Source organism: Pseudomonadota bacterium (assembly GCA_039028155.1).
GTDB lineage: Bacteria > Pseudomonadota > Alphaproteobacteria > SP197 > SP197 > JANQGO01.
Genome location: JBCCIS010000075.1, coordinates 1 through 17,972, shown reverse-complemented (window position 1 = coordinate 17,972; position 17,972 = coordinate 1). Strand labels below are relative to the sequence as shown.

Sequence of the window (17,972 nt, the reverse complement as noted above, 5' to 3'; positions counted from 1 at the left end):
TGGACGTCGATCAGCCGACGTCCGTCCATGTCGAAGAGGTAGTAGCCCTCGCGCCGATCGATCACCAGATCGACGCCCATATCCTGCCAGTCCTGCGTCTTGCGCGGGTTCCAGTAGGTCCGCGACCTCTCTAGAAATTCGAGCTTTTCCTGGCTCATTCGGGCTCCTCGCGATCAAAGAACGGTAGAACCGGAGGCCTTGGGCCGCTTGACAGCGACCCCGTTTCGGTTGACAGGCGTGCCCTGGCTCTAGGCGAAACGGGAGAGGTAATCCTCGGCCAGATCGACGGAGACCTTGGTAAACGTTTTGCCCATCTCCTGGGCCAGATCGGTTTCGATATGCGAGCCGATCCAGGCCAGCAGCACCATGCGGCGCAGCATGACGAAGGTGTCGATCTCCGCCTCGTCCTCGGCCGGCAGGTCGATCACCTTGCGATAGCCCCTGACCCAGGCGTCTTTGAGGGCCGGGATCTGCGGGCTGTCCTCGATAAAGCTCACGCCGGCGGCGAAGTCGTACATGTGCCAGCCGAGCCCGCAGTCGTCGAAATCGATCAGACGCGTCGCACCGTCGTGGATCAAGAGGTTCGCCAGGCGCATGTCGGCATGGATCAGGCCGTAGCGCTCCGGCCCCATGCCGAACGCTTCCAGTCGGCGGCGAATGACCTCCTGCTGGCGTTCCAGAACGGCAAGCGCCGCTGCGTCCATGGCGGGCGCGGCGCGCCAGTCGCCCCAGTTGGGTGTTGACCCCAGTGTGTGCTCGTAATCCCAGATCAGCCGTTCGAATGTCTCCGGCTTTTGCCATTTGGCGACGTGCACATGGGTGCGCGCGGCGATCTCGCCCAGCTCCTCGAATGGGCCGACTAGATCGGCGGTCTCGTCGGGCTCGACACCCTCGACAAACTGGAACATCACCATCTGGCGCGGCCGGGGCAGCCCCTCGACAACGGCGGTTTGGATAAGCTCGCCGTCGCGGCCGGGGATGGCAGGCGGCGTGTCGACGCCGCCTTCGTTCTTCAACGCCGCCATCCAGGCGAGTTCGCAACCGATCGCGTTGACGGTGTGATAGTCCTCGCGATGGACGCGCAGAACCGAGCGATAATCGTCCGGTCCCTCGACCATATAGGTCGCGTTCTCCGACAGATTGATCAGGCGCGCCGTCGCGCCCTCCGGCACGTCCCACAGATGAAGCGACGCGTTTGCCAGCGCGTGCAGGCGTTCAACCAGGGTGTCGTGCGATAATGCCGCGTCGTTCATCGCGGCCTCCCTTCCGTAACCTTAGATTTCCTGGATCGCCTCGACGGATTCGGGGATCGTCTGCCCGCCATCGACGACGATGGTCTGGCCGGTGATGAAGCCGGCTTCGTCGGAGGCCAGGAACAGGGCGGCATTGCCGATATCCTCGACCTCGCCGAGGCGTTTGACGGGGATCGCCGCGATCATGCCGTCGATGTAGTCCTGGCCCAGATCGCTCAGGCCTTCGGTCGCAATGTTGCCGGGCATGACGGCGTTGACCGTCGTGTTGTAGCGGCTCATCTCCATCGCCGCGGTCCTCAAGAAACCAAGCTGTCCTGACTTGGACGCGCCGTAATGTGTCCACCCCGGGAAACCGGTCATCGGGCCGGTGATCGAGGACGTCAGGACGATGCGGCCTTTCCTCGCCTTCTCGAAGTGCGGGATCGTCGCCTTGACGCACAGGAAAGCGCTTTTCAGGTTGACCGACATGACGTGGTCCCATTCCGACGGGTCCATCTCGGCGATCTTGGTCTGCGGAAAGATGCCGGCGTTGGCGCACATGATGTCGAGACCACCGAAGGCTTCGGCCGTGCCGTCGACCAGCGCCTGAACGGACTCCCAGTCGGCGACATCGCACATACGCCACTCGCACGAACCGCCGGCCGCGTTGAGTTCGTCAGCGGTCGCCTTCAGATCGGCCTCGCCCCGCGCGGCGAGCATCACCTTGGCGCCCTGGGCGGCGAACACCTTGGCGATGCCCTTGCCGATACCTTTCGAGGCGCCGGTGACAATGACGCTGCGGTCCTTGATCGATGTAAGCATGATGTCCTCCCGTTTTGTTACGCGCTGGCTCTCAATCGGTTTTGCTGGATCGCGCGCACGACGCAAAAAATGATGTAGGCCAGGATCAAGATGACGACCGAGACCGCGATCGACAGGATGCCGACCGTCGGCACCAGCGGTGAATAACCCGAGACCATCTTGGCGTAGAGCCATTCGGGCAGGGTCGAGTCCGCGCCGGTCGTGAACAGCGAGAGCGGGAAGTTGCCCCAGCTCAATAGGAACGAGAAGAGGCCGGCGGAGATGACGCCCGGCATCAGAAGCGGCACCGTCACTTCCTTCAGCACCGTCCAGGTCGAGGCACCCATGTCGCGGGCAGCCTCCTCCAGCGCCGGGTCGAAGCTATAGGCGCGGATCGCGATCACGAGCGTCGCGATCGGCGCGATCCAGACCAGGTGGGCGACGACGGCGGTATGCCAAGTCGGGATGATGCCGACCGAGTTGAACCAGATCAAAAGCGCCAAGCCGAGCACGGTCTGGGGAAAGAAAATCGGCAGCAGGATCAGCTTCTGAAACAGCCCGCGAAAGCGCCAATGATAGCGCGCGAAGGCCAGCGCGCCGAAGAAACCGACGACCATCGAGACGATGGTGACGATGCAGGCGACCTTCAGCGACGACGCGACGAGGTCGTAGACGGTCGAGCTTTCCAGCGCTTTGCCGTACCAGTCGAAGGAATACTTCTTGATCGGGAAGGTCAGGTAGCGCGCCTTGGAGACCGACGCGAAGCCGACCGCGACGATCGGCAGGTAAAGGAAGACGAGCGCCAGGACGCCGTAGACGAAGAGCGCCGAGCGCGTGAGCGGCGTCGGTTTCATCAGCGCTTGCGCCCCATGATCGCGTCAAGGTTCACCTTGCCGATGCCAACGACGGCGAGCGTGCCGATGATCAGGATCAGCACCATGGCGAGGCTGGAGCCAAGCGGCCAGTTTTGGGAATAGGTGAAGGCGGTCTCGACCTCGTCGGCAATGACGATGACGGCCTGACCGCCGAGCAGCTTGGATTCCGCGAGCGCGCCGGCCGACAGCACAAAGCACAGGAGCGAGCCGACGACGATGCCGGGCGCCGACAAGGGCAGATCGATCTCCTTCAAGATCTGCCAGCGGCTGGCGCCAAGGTCCGCCGCGGCCTGGCGCGCGTCGTCGGGCACCATGGCGATGCCCTGGGCCAGCGGGAACAGCATGAAGGGGACGTATACGTAGACCAGCCCGAAGATGATCACCGGCACGTTGTAGAGCGCGTTCTCGAAGCTAATGCCGAGCCAGGCGCGCAGATGGCCCTCGATCAGGCCGCCCTTCATCAAGGTCAGGACCCATCCGAACAGGCGGATGTTCTCTGACACGAACAACGTCATGACGACGCCGATGGTGATGACGATCGCGAACTTGCCGAACACCTTCGACATGGCGAAGGCGAGCGGCCAGCAGATGATGAAGAGAATAGCCGTGGCGGCGAACGCCATGCCGAGCGACCACAGGAGCGACCTGTAGTAGCCCAGCTCCAGCAACGTGACATAGGCGGAGAAGTCGGGCACGTGGCCGAGGTCGAAGACCTTGGTCGGCATGGTGGAGAACGCCGCGACGACCAGCAGCGGTGCCAGGAAACTGACCACCAGAACGATGGTCAGCGGCAGCGCGCTTAAAAATCCTTGCCGGCGTTCGGCGCGTTCCACCGCTCAGCCCTCGCGGATCATGTGCGAGTGTTCGAGGTCCCAGCCGAGCACAACTTCCTCGCCCAAGCCGCCGGCGAAACGGTCTTCGCGAAGTTTCTCGACCGTCAGACGCGTGCCGTCGGCGGTCTCGACCTCGTACTGGATGCGCGAGCCCAGCGCGTATTCGCCGCGCAAGATGCCGCGCACGATAAAGTCGCTGGTCTGGCCCGGTGGCTGAAAGCGGATGTATTCGGGCCGCACCATCAACGCGCCGCGCGTGCCCGGCTCCAGCGTCATGCCGAACTCCGAGGCCTCGCCGTTGATGTGGATTTCGACGCCGTGGCCGTGCAATCCGCCATTCGCGGTGCCTTCGACATCGAACAGGTTGACCTCGCCCATGAACTCCGCGACGAAGCGGCTGTTCGGGCGGTCATAGATCTCTTCGGCGACCGCGATCTGTTCGAACTGGCCGCGGTTCATGATCGCGATGCGGTCGGACATCACCATGGCTTCTTCAAGCGAGTGGGTGATGTAGACGAAGGTCTTGCCGGTGCGTGCGTGAAGGTCTTTCAGTTCCTTCTCAAGCTTCTTGCGCAGGCGGTAGTCGAGCGCCGAGAGCGGCTCATCGAAAAACAGGATTTCCGGATCGAAGGCCAGCGCGCGGGCCAGCGCGACACGCTGGCGCTCGCCGCCGGAGCACTGGGTGACGCGCTTGTCGTAGTAGTCGGTCGGCAGGTGCAGCAATTCCATCAGCTCCAGCGCGCGCGCCTTGCGCTCGGCGGTGCTGACGCCGCGAATCTTGAGCGGAAACTCGATGTTCTGGCCGACGCTCCTGTGCGGGAACAGCGCCAGCGACTGGAAGACCATGCAGGTCGGGCGTTTGTTGGCGGGCACCTGGTCGATGCGCTTGTCGCGCAGCCAGATCTCGCCGCTGGTGGGCTCTTCCATCCCGACCATCAAGCGGATCAGGGTTGTCTTGCCGCTGCCCGACGGGCCGACGATGGTCAGGAACTCACCCTCGACGATGTCGAGATTGATTTCCTGCACAGCCGTGAACTCGTCGAAGCGCTTGACGATTTTGTCTAGGCGCAAAATAGGAGCGGTCGACATCAAGCCCAGCCCGGTCGGTCGAACAAGAAGCCCCGGCGGCGCGATGACCGCCGGGGTACTGATTGGCGAACCTAACCGCGCTTGGCGGCGTTGTAGAGTTCGTTCAGCTTGTCGTAGGACGCGACGATGCTGTACTCGGCCGAACGCGCCATTTCCTCAGGCAAGCTGTCCCACTGAATGGCGTCCAACTCGTCGGAATCGTACGTGTTGAACACCGCCGGGTTGCCCATCTGGGCGACCGGGTTGTAGGTGCCTTCAGAGAAGCTGACGGCCTTCGACACTTCCGCCCCCTGGACGTACTCCAGGAAGTCCTCGGCCAGCTTCGAGGGATCCGGATTGTTGACGGCCGACGTCAGTTCGACCCAGACCAGACCGCCCTTGTTGCCTTCCAGCGGACCGGAGTTCGGCGTGATGCCGCGAATGTTGGTCGCGCCGTCGAGCCGGGCGGGGCTCGCCGTGTAGGTGCCGCCGGTGAAGTAGGCGTCGATCTCTTCGTTGATCAGCGCCGTGTTCATGGCAACCAGGTCATCGGTCAGCAGCTTGGCGCCATCGAAGACCGCATTGGCGGTTTCGGTGAACTTGTCGAGACCGGCGTCATCCATCTCCTTGAACGGGTCCTGATCGCCCGTCAGGCACATGTGCATGATGTTCCAGTTGTCATAGGTCAGGATGCCGTAGCGATTCTTCATCGCTGAATCCAGGAACAGCTTCCAGCCCTGGTCCTCGGCCATGTCGACGCTGACCTTGTCGGTGTTGACGACAAAGCTGAACGGACCGAACCGCTGGACCATGCCGATCAGATCGCCGTTCTCGGCGAACGAGAGCGGATAGGGGCCCTGGAACTCCGAGAGCATGTTCTCGAAGTAGGGCATGAAACGGTCTTTATCGAGCGGCTTGATCAGGTTCTCAGGATAGAGCTGATGACGCGCCCACGGCTGGTTGACGTTGATCAGGTCCCAGACATTGACCTCGCCGGCGCGCAGCTTGTTGATCATGTCGGGATCGGACGTGCCGCTTTCCGCGCGCACGGTCGCATCGGGGTGGGCATCGCGGAAGGGGCCCAACACATCGTCTGAGTTGTAGCCTTCCCAGCACAGAATATTCAGTTCATTGTCGCGCGCCGCGTGTGCGGCGCCCATCGGGCCGAGGGCCGCAAGACCAGCAGCGCTTGCCATTCCCTTGGTAAATGACCGGCGGGAAAGTTTCATGGAAGCCTCCTTTTGTTCCGCAGGATGAGACGATGACATGGCGATCCTCGTCGCAGTCCAGCAAGCCAAGCACTGTTCGGGGAAGGCTGCTTGACAGCAGATGGGCCGAATTTGACAGATTTGTGCGCTGGCCGGCGGTGGGACCGTGCCCGGATTCGCGGTTTTCTGCCCGTCCCCTTTTCTGTTAGGCTTTTTCCACAAACACGGCCGGGGCAGGGCTGGGCACGAGCGCGGCCCCTGGAAGCGAAGAACAATGTTGTCTGAGGGTGGGCATACGGGGCTTGAGCCGCCGCGCGTCTTGGCATCGGCGGCAACAGGCGTGATCGATCTGATCCAACGTCACGGCGGCGACGTCGACACGGTCTTCGGGCGTGCCAACATCAGCACCGACGATATCGAAGACCCGTTCAACGACTTGAACCTGCAGCGCTATTGCCAGCTCTTTGTCGAAGCGGCGGGTCATACCGGTCACGACAATTTCGGCCTGCAGTTCGGCGACCAGTTCATGCCCAAGCAGCTGGGCGCGCTGGGCTATGCCGCCATCTGTTCGCCGACGCTGTCGGCGGCGCTGCGCAACATGGAGAAGTACTTCCCCGCGCACCAGGGCCAGACCAGCTTCGGCCTGTTGCAGGACAGCGACATCCTGTGGCTGAGCTACCGAATCTATGATCCGCGCATCAAGGATCGGCGCCAGGATGCCGAGCTGTCGCTGGGCATGTTCCGCAACATTTTCCGCGCCGCCCTGGGCCCCGACTGGGCGCCGCTTGAGGTGCGGTTCGAACACGACAAACCGGAAGACTGGCACGAGCATGAACAGCGCTTCGGCGCGCCGGTCCGGTTCGGTCGGCGGACCAACGCGTTGGCGTTCCGGCGCCGCGATCTCGACGCGCGCATGCCTGAGCAGGACCCCTATCTGTTCTCGGTGATCGAGCGGTTCCTGACCGCGCGTTGTGAACTGCGCGGCAATCCCGAAGACTTCGCCACGGTCGTGCGCAACCAGATCAAGCTGCACCTGGGCGACCGCACGCCCGGCCTGACTGAGATCGCCGAAGTGCTGGGCATGACCGATGCCAAGTTCCAGCGCGCGTTGAAGAACCACGGCCTGACCTTCCAGGACCTGTTGCGCGCTGCACGTCAGGAACTGGCGCTGCATTACATGAACGACGCCAGCATGCCGTTGACCGAGGTCGCGCTGTCGCTCGGCTATTCCGAGCTCTCGGCCTTCTCGCGGGCGTTCCGGAACTGGACGGGCATGAGCCCGCAGCGATATCAGCGCACGGCTCGTTGAGCCCGCCATCCCAACAACCGGCGCAGGCAGGCTCGCTGCTTGTCATCAATGCCGGCTCATCCAGTCTCAAGTTCTCGATTCATCGGGCAACCGTGGACGGCGATGTCGCTCTGGCCGTCAGGGGCCAGATCGAGGGAATCGGCGGTAGGCCGCGCTTCTCGGCCAGGAATGCCGAAGATGAGACAATCGCCGATGAAGACTGGTCCGGCAGCGATGCGGCGACCCTCGATCGGTTGCTGGGCTGGGTCACCGAATGGTTGGCGGGCGAGGCCTTACTGGCCGTCGGCCACCGGGTGGTGCATGGCGGACCGGACTTCGCGGCGCCGGTCCTGATCGACGCCGGCGTTTTGCGCGAACTGGAGGCGTTGACGCCGCTCGCGCCGCTGCATCAACCGCTCAACCTGGCACCGGTCAAGGCCATCGCCGGCGCCCATCCCGACGTGCCGCAGGTCGCGTGTTTCGATACGGCCTTCCATCGCGGCCGTCCGGCGATCGCCGACCGCCTGGCGCTGCCGCAAGACCTTCATGACGCCGGTGTTCGCCGCTACGGCTTCCACGGGTCGTCCTATGCCTACATCGCCCGTGCGCTGAAAGACGTAGCGCCGGCGATCGCCGATGGCCGTGTGGTGATCGCCCATCTTGGCAACGGCGCCAGCATGTGTGCCATCCGTGGCGGCAGGAGCGTCGAGACCTCCATGGGTTTCACGGCCCTGGACGGTCTGGTGATGGGCACGCGCTGCGGCTGGCTCGATCCCGGTGTCATCCTGCATCTAATCCGTGAGCGCGGCATGACGGCGGAGGCGGTCGAGAACCTGCTCTATCATCAATCCGGCCTGCTCGGCGTTTCAGGGATCAGCAGCGACATCCGGGACCTGTTGGCGAGTGACGATGATGCGGCGCGAACGGCGATCGACCTCTTCGTCTACCGCATCGGGCGGGAACTCGGCGCGTTGTGTGCAGCGCTCGGCGGTCTCGACGCGCTCGTCTTCACCGCGGGCATCGGCGAAAACGCTGTTTCGATCCGTGAGAGAGTGTGTCGCGATGCAGCCTGGCTGGGCATCGACCTGGATGCGGCGGCCAACGAACGTGGCGGTCCCTACATCACGACAGCGGACAGCACGGTCTCTGCGTGGGTCGTGCCGACCGACGAGGAAACAATGATTGCGCTCGATACCTTGCGGACGGTCAACCGCTGATCGTCACTCGGCCGCGTCCAGTGTCGCGGGCGGCAGTTTCTCGATGATGCCAGCCAGCTTCTCGATCCCTTCTGCGATGCGTTCGGTTCTGATGGCCGAAAAGCCAAGGCGGAAGTAGTTGCGCGGTGGGTTGTCGCCGGCGAAAAAGATGTCGCCGGGCTCGATGACGATGCCGGCGTCGAGTGCTTCCTGCGCCAGGCGGTTGGCGTCGAATCCCTTCGGACCTTCCAGCCAGAAGCTCGTGCCGCCAAAGCTCGGACTTTGGCTCCAACCCGGCAAATGCTCTTGGAGCGCATCGCCCATGATCTGCCATCGCTCCCGATAGACACGGTGCAGACGGCCGAGCAGCGCGTCGTGATGGCCAAGCGACAGGAAGATGGCAATGGCGCGCTGATTGTTGCCGGGCGGGTGGCGCAGCATCAGCCGGCGCAGGGCGCGTGCCTGTTCGATCAGGGTGCGCGGCGCGACCAGGAAACCGAGCCTGACGCCCGGCACCAGGGATTTCGACAGACTGCCGATATAGATGACGCGCCCTTCCTTATCGAGCGACTTGAGCGCCGGGCAGGGATCGGAGACGTAGTTGGTCTCGAACTCGTAATCGTCTTCCAGGATCACGAAGTCGTCCGCCGTCGCACGCGCCAAGAGTTCCTTGCGCTGGGCGATCGGCATGGTCGCCGTGGTCGGGTATTGGTGCGACGGCGTCACGAAGACGAGGCGGCAATCGCTCAGGCGGTCGTCGAGCACCAGGCCGGCTTCGTCGACCGGGATTGGCATGACCTTCTCGGTCCTCAGCTCAAACATATTGCGCGCGTCGGGATAGCCCGGGTCTTCGATCGCGACCTGGGTGTCGGTGCCGACCAGAAGGCTCGATACCAGATAAAGAGCGTTTTGCGCGCCCATGGTGATCAGGATCTCGTCGTCGCGGGCGGTGATGCCGCGGCGCGGTAGAATGTGCGTGCGGATCTGATCGATCAGCATGGGGTCGTCGGCGCTGTAGCGATCGGCGGTCCACTGGTCCAGCCACTTGGTGCCCATGGCCTGGCGCATGCAGTCGCGCCACTCGGAGATCGGGAACAACGCCTCGTCCATCTGGCCGTAGATGAAGAGATAAGGGTGCGACCGCCAGTCGGTCGGCTTGACGATATTGGTCTGAGCCGCCGGGCTTATGCGCAGGCGCGACAACCAGTCGACGCCTTCGGCGCCCGGGCTCTCGTCGGACAGCGATGAGGCAGACGCCATGCCGCGCAGGACATCGGGATTGACGTAGTAGCCGCTGCGCTCGCGTGATAGCAGAAAGCCGTCTTCGACCAAGGCCTGATAGGCCAACACGACGGTATTGCGCGACACGTTGAGGCGCCTTGCCATGGCGCGGGTCGAGGGGATCGGCTCCATCGCCGGCAACTGGCCCGAGACCACGGCCGAGACCAGGGCCTCGCGGATCTGAGCCTGGAGCGTGGCCGGCTCATCCTTATTGATATGAAACAGGGCGTCGCGCATAGCGGTCTTGGTCTTACCCAATTGGTCGAACTGGCCTTACAGGGAGACCACAAGCGATCGTATTTTGATTTCGCACGAATCCGCAATCTTTACCGGGCGGGCCGAAATGGCCCGATCCCGTCTCGAGGTGAGCCATGAGTTCAAAATCAGCTCTCGCAGAAGTCGAGTTTCCGCGCACCAATTCCCTGGAAGCCCACTGGATGCCGTTCACCGGCAACCGCGACTTCAAGCAGAAGCCGCGGCTGGTCACCCGCTCGGAGGGTATCTACTGCTGGGATCAGAACGGCGACCGGGTGATCGACGGTTCCTCGGCCCTGTTCTGTTGTCCGGCGGGCCACGGCCGCAAAGAGATTGCCGATGCGGTCCACAAGCAGTTGATGGAGAACGACTATGTGGCGCCGTTCCAGCTTGGCCACCCGACGTCGTTCGCCCTGGCGCAGACAATCGCGGATCTGCATCCGGAGCCGCTGAACCGCGTCTTCTTCACCAATTCCGGGTCCGAATCGGTCGACACGGCGCTCAAGATCGCCATGGCCTACCACCGTGCTCGGGGTGAAGGGCAGCGTATCCGCTTCGTCTCGCGCGAGCGCGCCTATCATGGCGTAAACATCGGCGGCGTCTCACTGTCGGGCATCAATAAGAACCGCGCGGCCTTTGCCGCCTCGATCCCTCATGTCGCGCTGATGCGTCACACCTGGCTTGAAGAAAACCGCATGACGCGCGGCGAGCCGGAACACGGCGCCGAGCTGGCCGAGGATCTGGAGCGGATCTGCCAGACCTATGGGCCGGAGAACATCGCCGCCTGTTTCGTTGAACCGGTCGCCGGTTCGACCGGCACGCTAATCCCGCCCAAGGGCTACCTGAAGCGCCTGCGCGAGATCTGCGACCAGCACGGCATCCTGCTTGTGTTCGACGAGGTCATCACCGGTTTCGGTCGTCTGGGCGCGCCGTTCGGCAGCCAGAAGTTCGACGTGGTGCCCGATATCGTCACCATGGCCAAGGCACTGACTAACGGCGCCATTCCGATGGGCGCGGTCGCCGTGCGCGACGAAATCTATGACACCGTCACCAACGCCGGCGCTGACAACGCAATCGAGCTGTTCCACGGCTATACCTACTCGGCCCATCCGGCCGCTTGCGCCGCCGGCCTGAAGGCCCAGGAGATTTATGCCCGCGAAGGCCTGTTCGAACGCGCAGCGGAACTCGCGCCCTACTTCGAGGAGGCGGTCTTCAGTCTGAAGGACCATCCGATGGTGTTCGATCTGCGCGTCATCGGCCTGATGTCGGGCATCGAGCTTCACAACGACGGTGTGCCGGGCCGGCGCGGCCAGCAGGTGCAGAAGGATCTGTTCTGGAACGGCTGCCATGTGAAGTTCACCGGCGACTGTGCGATCGTGACACCTGCGTTCATCGCCGAGCGAGCGCATGTCGACGAGATCATCGATAAGATCCGCAAGACGCTGGACCAGTACGTCTGACGCTATTGTCGGCCGCGAGACGGCCTTAACATATTGAGAATGATGGACAATTCGCCATGAAAATGACCACGGAGGAGGCCTTCGTCAAAGTCCTGCAGATGCACGGCATCGAGCACGCCTTTGGCATTATCGGATCGGCCTTCATGCCCATCTCCGATCTGTTTCCGCAGGCCGGCATCCGTTTCTGGGATGTCGCGCATGAGACCAATGGCGGTCTGATCTGCGACGGCTTCACCCGCGCGACCGGCAAGATGGGCATGGCGATCGCCCAGAATGGCCCGGGCGTCACCGGCTTCGTCACCGCCATCAAGACCGCCTACTGGAACCACACACCGATGCTGCTGGTAACGCCACAGGCGGCCAACAAGACGATCGGCCAAGGTGGCTTCCAGGAAGTCGAGCAGATGGCGCTGTTCCGGGACATGGTCTGCTACCAGGAGGAGGTGCGCGACGCCTCGCGCATGGCCGAGGTGCTGAACCGAGTGATCGAAAAGGCGTGGCGCGCTTCGGCGCCGGCCCAGATCAACGTGCCGCGTGATCTGTGGACCCAGGTGATCGATGTCGAACTGCCGCAGATCGTGCGGATCGAACGCTCGGCCGGCGGCGAGGAGTCGGTGGCTGAGGCAGCCAGGCTGCTGTCGGAAGCGAAGTTCCCGGTCATCCTGTCGGGCGCGGGCGTGGTGATCGGCAACGCGATCGACGAATGTGTCGCGCTCGCCGAGCGTTTGGATGCGCCGGTGTGCAGCGGCTATCAGCACAACGACAGCTTCCCCGGCAGCCATCCGCTAGCCTGCGGTCCGCTGGGCTATAACGGCTCGAAGGCGGCGATGGAGCTGATCGCCAAGGCCGACGTGGTGCTGGCGCTGGGCACCCGACTCAACCCGTTCTCGACCCTGCCGGGCTACGGCATCGACTATTGGCCCAAGGACGCGACGATCATCCAGGTCGACATGAACCCCGACCGGATCGGGCTGACCAAGAAGGTCACCGTGGGTATCTGCGGCGATGCCAAGAAGGTCACCCAGCAGCTTCTCGCCGCACTTGCCCCGGACGCGGGCAATCTCGGCCGCGATGAGCGCAAAGCACTGATTCACCAAACGAAATCCGCCTGGCTGCAGACCTTGAGCGGCATGGACCATGAGGACGACGATCCCGGCACGACATGGAACGAGGATGCACGTACCCGCGACGCCGATCTGATGTCGCCGCGCATGGCATGGCGCGCCATTCAGGCCGGTCTGCCGGACAAAGCCATTATCTCCAGCGACATCGGCAACAATTGCGCCATCGGCAATGCCTATCCAATGTTTGAGGAAGGCCGGAAGTACCTGGCGCCCGGCCTGTTTGGCCCGTGTGGCTACGGTTTCCCGGCGATCATCGGCGCCAAGATCGGTTGTCCCGACGTGCCGGTGGTCGGTTTTGCCGGCGATGGTGCGTTCGGCATCTCGATGAGCGAGATGAGCTCGATCGGCCGCGAAGATTGGCCTGCGGTCACCATGGTGATCTTCCGCAACTATCAGTGGGGCGCGGAAAAGCGCAATTCCATCCTGTGGTACGACAACAACTTCGTCGGCACCGAGCTCAACCCCAACCTGAGCTATGCCAAGGCAGCTGACGGTTGCGGTCTGAAGGGCGTCACGGTCAAGACCCAGGATGAACTGTCTGCGGCGTTGAAGGAGGCCTGCAAGGCCCAGGACGATGGCGTGACGACATTCATCGAGGTCGTGTTGAACCAGGAATTGGGCGAGCCATTCCGCCGCGATGCCATGAAAAAGCCGGTTGTGGTGGCGGGCATCGATGCCGCCGACATGCGGCCCCAGCAGTCGGCCTAGCAGCTGGACGTCAGGGCCGGCTGGCGTTCGTGCCGGCTGGCCTCAACATAAAGCCATTGCTGGCCCTAAGGTGGGTTGGGCCTTTGCCATAGCATTGTTTGGCCAAGAAAAAACAAAAGCCGGGCCTTGAGTTCGGTGGGCAGTCGAGGGGAGGGAGTGCAGTTTTGTTTAAGGGTCCTTTCGAATTCATTGAAGGCACTTTCATTGCGTGCAACCCCCGTTAGAATTCTTGCTCGGAGGTTGTCTAACTTGTTGTGCCATAAGGCGAATTAGGATCCGAACGTATCGACAGTGAGGTGAGCGCGCGCCGCATGAGCAAGTTCCCTGTCCTTGACCAAGGACCGGGTTTGCCGGGTTCCTCACTGTCGCTGGGAGTGCCGAAAGGGTGGGTTCGGCCCGTGATCGTTTGACCAAGCGAACGTCGGAACGGGCCCAATTGACATCAAGAAACCAAAAAACTGGGAGATCTGATCAATGAATTTCAAGAAAACACTATTGGGCGCCGCCGCGGCGTCTCTGGTGGCTTTTACCGGTGCGGCTCAGGCTGCCGATGTGGTTATCGGTGTGCCGAACTGGCCGTCCGTGCGCGTCACGGGCCACGTCCTGAAGGTCGTCATGGAGGACAACCTCGGTCTTGAGGTTGAGCTGCAGAACGGCACCAACCCGGTGGTCTTCGAGGCCATGGATTCCGGCGCCATGCATGTGCATCCGGAAGTCTGGCTGCCGAACCAGGCGAACCTGAACCAGACGTTCGTTCAGGAGAAGGGCACGGTCCGTCAGAACCCGAACGGCGTTGAGGCGTTCCAGGGTATGTGCGTCACCAAGCAGACGGCTGATGCGACCGGTATCGTCAATCTGTCCGATTTGACCGATCCGGACATGGCGAGCCAGTTCGACACCGATGGCGACGGCATGGGTGAGATCTGGATTGGCGCGTCGGGCTGGGCCTCGACCAATGTCGAGAAGGTCCGCGCGAAGTCGTACGGCTACGACGAGACGATGAATCTGAAGGAGATGGACGAGACGCTGGCGCTGGCCGAGGTCGATAACGCGATCGCCCAGGACGGCAACATCGTCTTCTTCTGCTATACGCCGCACCACATGTTCGCGCTCTACGACCTCGTTGTACTGGAAGAGCCGGCGCATGATGCCGATAACTGGGTGATGATCCAGCCGACTGACGATCCCGAGTGGCTGGAAAAGTCGAGCACGCCGATGGCCTGGGACCTGGCCTATCTGCACATCCACTATGCGGCCGAGCTTGAAGACACCTATCCGGAAGCCGCCAAGCTTCTGTCGCAGGTTCAACTGGACACGGATACCGTCTCCCAGATGACCTATGCGCTGGTCGTCGAGAAACAGGATCCCGAGGAGTTCGCCCGTGCCTGGGTGAGCGAAAACCAGGATGTTGTCGACTCCTGGCTGAAGTAGGCCGACGTCGTTGATATGATCAAACCGGTGGCGGCGCCCTTCACGGGTGCCGCCATTGATCGCAGCTTCCGGCAAAGGGCCATCTAAGAGCCACGGCCGAGGGGGTGCTTCTTGCTCAGGAGGGGGTGTTCCGTGAGCGAAGACGTCATTGTGCTGGAAGACGTCTGGAAGATCTTTGGCCAACGCGCCGATGAGGCGATGGCCGCGGTCGAAGAAAAAGGTCTATCCAAGGCAGAGGTTCTGGAACAGTACGAATGTGTTGTCGGCATCGCCGACTGCTCGTTCTCGGTTGCGCGTGGCGAGATCTTCTGTGTCATGGGCCTGTCGGGCTCCGGCAAGTCGACCATGGTGCGCCACCTCAACCGTCTGATCGAACCGACCGCCGGTAAGATCTCCGTCTTGGGCAAGGACATGCGGTCCCTAGGCGGCGAAGAGCTGCGCGAGATGCGGGCGATGCATATCGGCATGGTGTTCCAGCACATGGCGCTGCTGCCCCATCGCACCGTTCGCGACAATGTCGGATTCCCGCTGCAGGTGCGCGGCGAGCCCAAGTCGAAGCGCTGGGACGTCTCCCAGAAGTGTATCTCCATGGTCAATCTGGACGGCTATGAGGACCGTTTCCCGCGCGAGCTTTCGGGCGGCATGCAGCAGCGCGTTGGCCTGGCTCGCGCCCTGGCATCCGACCCCGAAGTCCTGTTGATGGATGAGCCGTTCTCCGCCCTCGACCCGCTGATCCGCCGCCAGTTGCAGGACCAGTTCATGGCGCTGTCGGCGGAGCTGCACAAGACCACCGTTTTCATCACCCATGACCTGGACGAAGCAATCCGCATCGGCAACCGCATCGCCATCATGAAGGACGGGCGGATCGTTCAGATCGGCACGCCCGAGGACATCGTCACCAAACCGGCCGACGACTACGTCAAGGATTTCGTCGAGGGCATCTCCCGGCTCAAACTGGTGTTCGCCCATTCGATCATGGAAGACCTGTCGAGCTACAAGCCGGCGCACGGCGAAGACTTGAGCGCGTCCCGGCGGGTGCCCCATGACACCGACCTCGATCACCTGATCGATATCGCGACCGAGTCCGATCACCCGATCGTGGTGCAGAACGACAGCGGCGTCGATGTCGGCGTCATCAGCAAGTCGACGCTGCTGAAAGGCATTCAGGGAGGCAAGGCATGAGCGACACCGGCCTCGAACTTGGCCCCAAGGCGCTGTCCAGCTCGGTCGGCGACTTCGCCCAGGAGAACAGTGACTACTATTCCGCTGAGTTTGCCAAAATTCAGGGCACCACCGGCTTCCCGTGGTCGTGGAACACCATGGCCGCCGTCTTCGGACCGCTCTGGGGGGCGGCGCGCGGCGCCTGGGGTTTCTTCTGGGCGTTCCTGGTGCTGGAACTCTTCGCGCTGGTGCAGCTCGGCAAGGGCCTGTGGGGTGAACTGGGCGCCGACCAGCTCGCCCGCTACGAACGTTTGCTGACCAATATCGCGACGCGCGAGCAGCAGGCCGAGGAAGCCCTTGCGGCGGGCGACACGGAAACCGCCGAGACCGCGCTTTCGGTCGCTGAGAACCTAAAGAAGGTCGCCGAGACCGCCCAGGCGGAAGCGGCGGCGGCGGCGGGCGAGTCGACGACCTACCTGCTGGTTGGCATCGGTCTTCTGGTCTTCTTTAAGCTGGTTGAAGGCTTCTACGCCAACATGGTCTACGAAAAACAGTACCTGCGTTGGCGCGCCAGGCCTTCGGTGCAGTCCGGTGTCAGCCGGAACAGCACCATCTTCGGCGCCTTCCTGTTGGTCGCCATCTGGCCGCTGACCCTGTTCCGTTTCACCGTGACCGATCCAGACGAAATCCTCAGCCGGCTGACCGGCGGTTTCTTCGGCGGCGAGATCCCGATCACCGAGTTCCCGATCGGCAAGGAGTTCTTCGCCAGCTGGGCAAGGCTGGGCGACGAAGGGTTCGACTGGTTGGCCAACAACTTCGGTAATGTGTTTGACGGTGTCACCGCCGCCATCAGGGCCGTGCTCGACGGCCTAGAGGTCGTCTTGATCGAGACGCCGTGGCCGGTGGTCATGGTGGTGATCGTGGTCATGGCCTATCGCTTGGCCGGACCGCGCGTCGCGATCTTCACGGCAGCGTCGTTGGCCTATCTGGCGTTTATGGGATTGTGGGAAATCTCCATGATCACCGTTGCCCTGATCGGCGCCGGTGCCGCGCTCTGCGTCATCTTCGGCATTCCGCTCGGCATCTGGTTCGGCAAGAGCAAGCGCGCCTATACCTTCGCCGAGCCGGTGCTGGACTTCATGCAGACCATGCCGGCCTTCGTCTATCTGATACCGATCATCGCCTTCTTTGGCACCGGCAAGCCGCCGGGCGTCCTGGCGACCATCATCTTCGCCATGCCGCCGGTGATCCGCCTGACGGCGCTGGGCATGCGCGGCGTGCCGGAGACGACCAAGGAGGCGGCGATCGCGTTCGGCTGTTCGAAATGGCAGTTGCTGCGCAATGTCGAGATACCGCTCGCCATGCCGTCGATCATGACCGGCATCAACCAGACGATCCTGATGAGCCTCTCCATGGTCGTCATCGCCTCGCTGATCGGCGCCGAAGGTTTGGGTGCGCTGATTCTGGAGGCCTTGCAGTACGCCGCGAAGGGTCAAGGTCTGCTCGGCGGTCTGGCGATCCTGTTCTGCGCAATGGTCATCGACCGCATTGCCCAGGGTATGTACCGCAAGAAAGTGGCTGGGGATTAGAAGTGGGGGCGGCGAGCGAAACGGGCCGTTGGGGGGCTCGTTTCGCTCGCGACTTCTCAGCCAGCGACAGGCCGCACCGGACTTCGCTGATGCGGTGATGCTCCTGTAGTCTGTTGGTCTCATGAAGATCGCCGCAGCCCGCCTCTATCGCCAAATCCAGCCCTTCGCCGCCGGACCCTATGTTTGCCGCGGCCATGCGGAAGATGGTTTCGACAGCTCAATCGTGGCGCTGATGGCCGAAGACGGCACCATCGGCTGGGGTGAGGCCGCGCCGCTTGGCGCCTTCTATGCCGAAGCGTTTCCCGAGGCGATCCGTGCCGGTATCACGCGGTTGCTGCCCGATGTCGTGGGCCAGCGCGCTGACGCGCCCGCGCGGCTGGCCGACCACCTCAACGATCTCATGTTCGGTCAGCCCGCGGTGAAGTCAGCCATCGACATGGCGGCCTGGGACCTGGCGGCACG

The 17,972-nt window shown here is 62.8% G+C and carries 16 protein-coding genes; 8 read left to right on the top strand and 8 right to left on the bottom strand.

The features are described from left to right. The 7 genes from AAF563_23560 to AAF563_23530 all read right to left on the bottom strand — a co-directional run. On the bottom strand, positions 1-158 hold a 158-nt coding region (locus AAF563_23560), incomplete at its 3' end, for an aspartate aminotransferase family protein (GenBank protein ID MEM7124277.1). 90 nt (positions 159-248) lie between these two features. Continuing rightward, a complete protein-coding gene (locus AAF563_23555) occupies positions 249-1,253 on the bottom strand; it encodes a phosphotransferase (protein ID MEM7124276.1) in 1,005 nt (334 codons plus the stop codon). A 21-nt stretch (positions 1,254-1,274) separates the two neighbouring features. Further along, positions 1,275-2,054 (bottom strand): 3-oxoacyl-ACP reductase FabG, encoded by a 780-nt coding sequence (gene fabG / locus AAF563_23550; protein ID MEM7124275.1) that lies wholly within the window; start codon positions 2,052-2,054, stop codon positions 1,275-1,277. Positions 2,055-2,071: 17 nt separating this feature from the next. After that, on the bottom strand, positions 2,072-2,887 hold the full coding sequence (locus AAF563_23545; protein ID MEM7124274.1) for an ABC transporter permease: 816 nt from the start codon (positions 2,885-2,887) through the stop codon (positions 2,072-2,074). Further along, positions 2,887-3,741 (bottom strand): ABC transporter permease, encoded by an 855-nt coding sequence (locus AAF563_23540; protein ID MEM7124273.1) that lies wholly within the window; start codon positions 3,739-3,741, stop codon positions 2,887-2,889. Before AAF563_23540 ends, AAF563_23545 begins: the two co-directional genes overlap by 1 nt. Before the next feature lie 3 nt (positions 3,742-3,744). Further along, on the bottom strand, positions 3,745-4,830 hold the full coding sequence (locus AAF563_23535; protein ID MEM7124272.1) for an ABC transporter ATP-binding protein: 1,086 nt from the start codon (positions 4,828-4,830) through the stop codon (positions 3,745-3,747). A gap of 71 nt (positions 4,831-4,901) precedes the next feature. Next, complete coding sequence (locus AAF563_23530; GenBank protein ID MEM7124271.1) at positions 4,902-6,038, bottom strand: PotD/PotF family extracellular solute-binding protein; 1,137 nt, start codon at positions 6,036-6,038, stop codon at positions 4,902-4,904. Positions 6,039-6,291: 253 nt separating this feature from the next. Between AAF563_23530 and AAF563_23525 the strand changes: the two genes are divergently transcribed. Next, the gene (locus AAF563_23525; protein ID MEM7124270.1) at positions 6,292-7,326 is read left to right on the top strand and encodes an AraC family transcriptional regulator; all 1,035 of its coding nucleotides are present in this window, start codon (positions 6,292-6,294) and stop codon (positions 7,324-7,326) included. Beyond that, positions 7,323-8,522: an acetate/propionate family kinase gene (locus AAF563_23520; protein MEM7124269.1), complete on the top strand. Its 1,200-nt coding sequence runs from the start codon at positions 7,323-7,325 to the stop codon at positions 8,520-8,522. The genes AAF563_23525 and AAF563_23520 overlap by 4 nt, the downstream gene beginning before the upstream one ends. Before the next feature lie 3 nt (positions 8,523-8,525). Here AAF563_23520 and AAF563_23515 read toward each other — a convergent pair whose 3' ends face one another. Continuing rightward, the gene (locus AAF563_23515; protein MEM7124268.1) at positions 8,526-10,040 is read right to left on the bottom strand and encodes a PLP-dependent aminotransferase family protein; all 1,515 of its coding nucleotides are present in this window, start codon (positions 10,038-10,040) and stop codon (positions 8,526-8,528) included. Positions 10,041-10,153: 113 nt separating this feature from the next. On the opposite strand from AAF563_23515, the gene AAF563_23510 reads away from it, so the two are divergent. The 6 genes from AAF563_23510 to AAF563_23485 form a co-directional block, all read left to right on the top strand. Beyond that, positions 10,154-11,497, top strand: coding sequence for an aspartate aminotransferase family protein (locus AAF563_23510; GenBank protein ID MEM7124267.1), 1,344 nt, complete (start codon positions 10,154-10,156; stop codon positions 11,495-11,497). A gap of 56 nt (positions 11,498-11,553) precedes the next feature. After that, the gene (gene xsc / locus AAF563_23505; GenBank protein ID MEM7124266.1) at positions 11,554-13,329 is read left to right on the top strand and encodes a sulfoacetaldehyde acetyltransferase; all 1,776 of its coding nucleotides are present in this window, start codon (positions 11,554-11,556) and stop codon (positions 13,327-13,329) included. 474 nt (positions 13,330-13,803) lie between these two features. Then, on the top strand, positions 13,804-14,760 hold the full coding sequence (locus AAF563_23500; GenBank protein MEM7124265.1) for a glycine betaine ABC transporter substrate-binding protein: 957 nt from the start codon (positions 13,804-13,806) through the stop codon (positions 14,758-14,760). 132 nt (positions 14,761-14,892) lie between these two features. Further along, positions 14,893-15,942: a betaine/proline/choline family ABC transporter ATP-binding protein gene (locus AAF563_23495; protein MEM7124264.1), complete on the top strand. Its 1,050-nt coding sequence runs from the start codon at positions 14,893-14,895 to the stop codon at positions 15,940-15,942. Next, the gene (locus tag AAF563_23490; protein ID MEM7124263.1) at positions 15,939-17,510 is read left to right on the top strand and encodes an ABC transporter permease subunit; all 1,572 of its coding nucleotides are present in this window, start codon (positions 15,939-15,941) and stop codon (positions 17,508-17,510) included. The genes AAF563_23495 and AAF563_23490 overlap by 4 nt, the downstream gene beginning before the upstream one ends. 121 nt (positions 17,511-17,631) lie before the next feature. Continuing rightward, the coding region (locus tag AAF563_23485) for a mandelate racemase (protein MEM7124262.1) at positions 17,632-17,972 on the top strand (341 nt) is incomplete at its 3' end.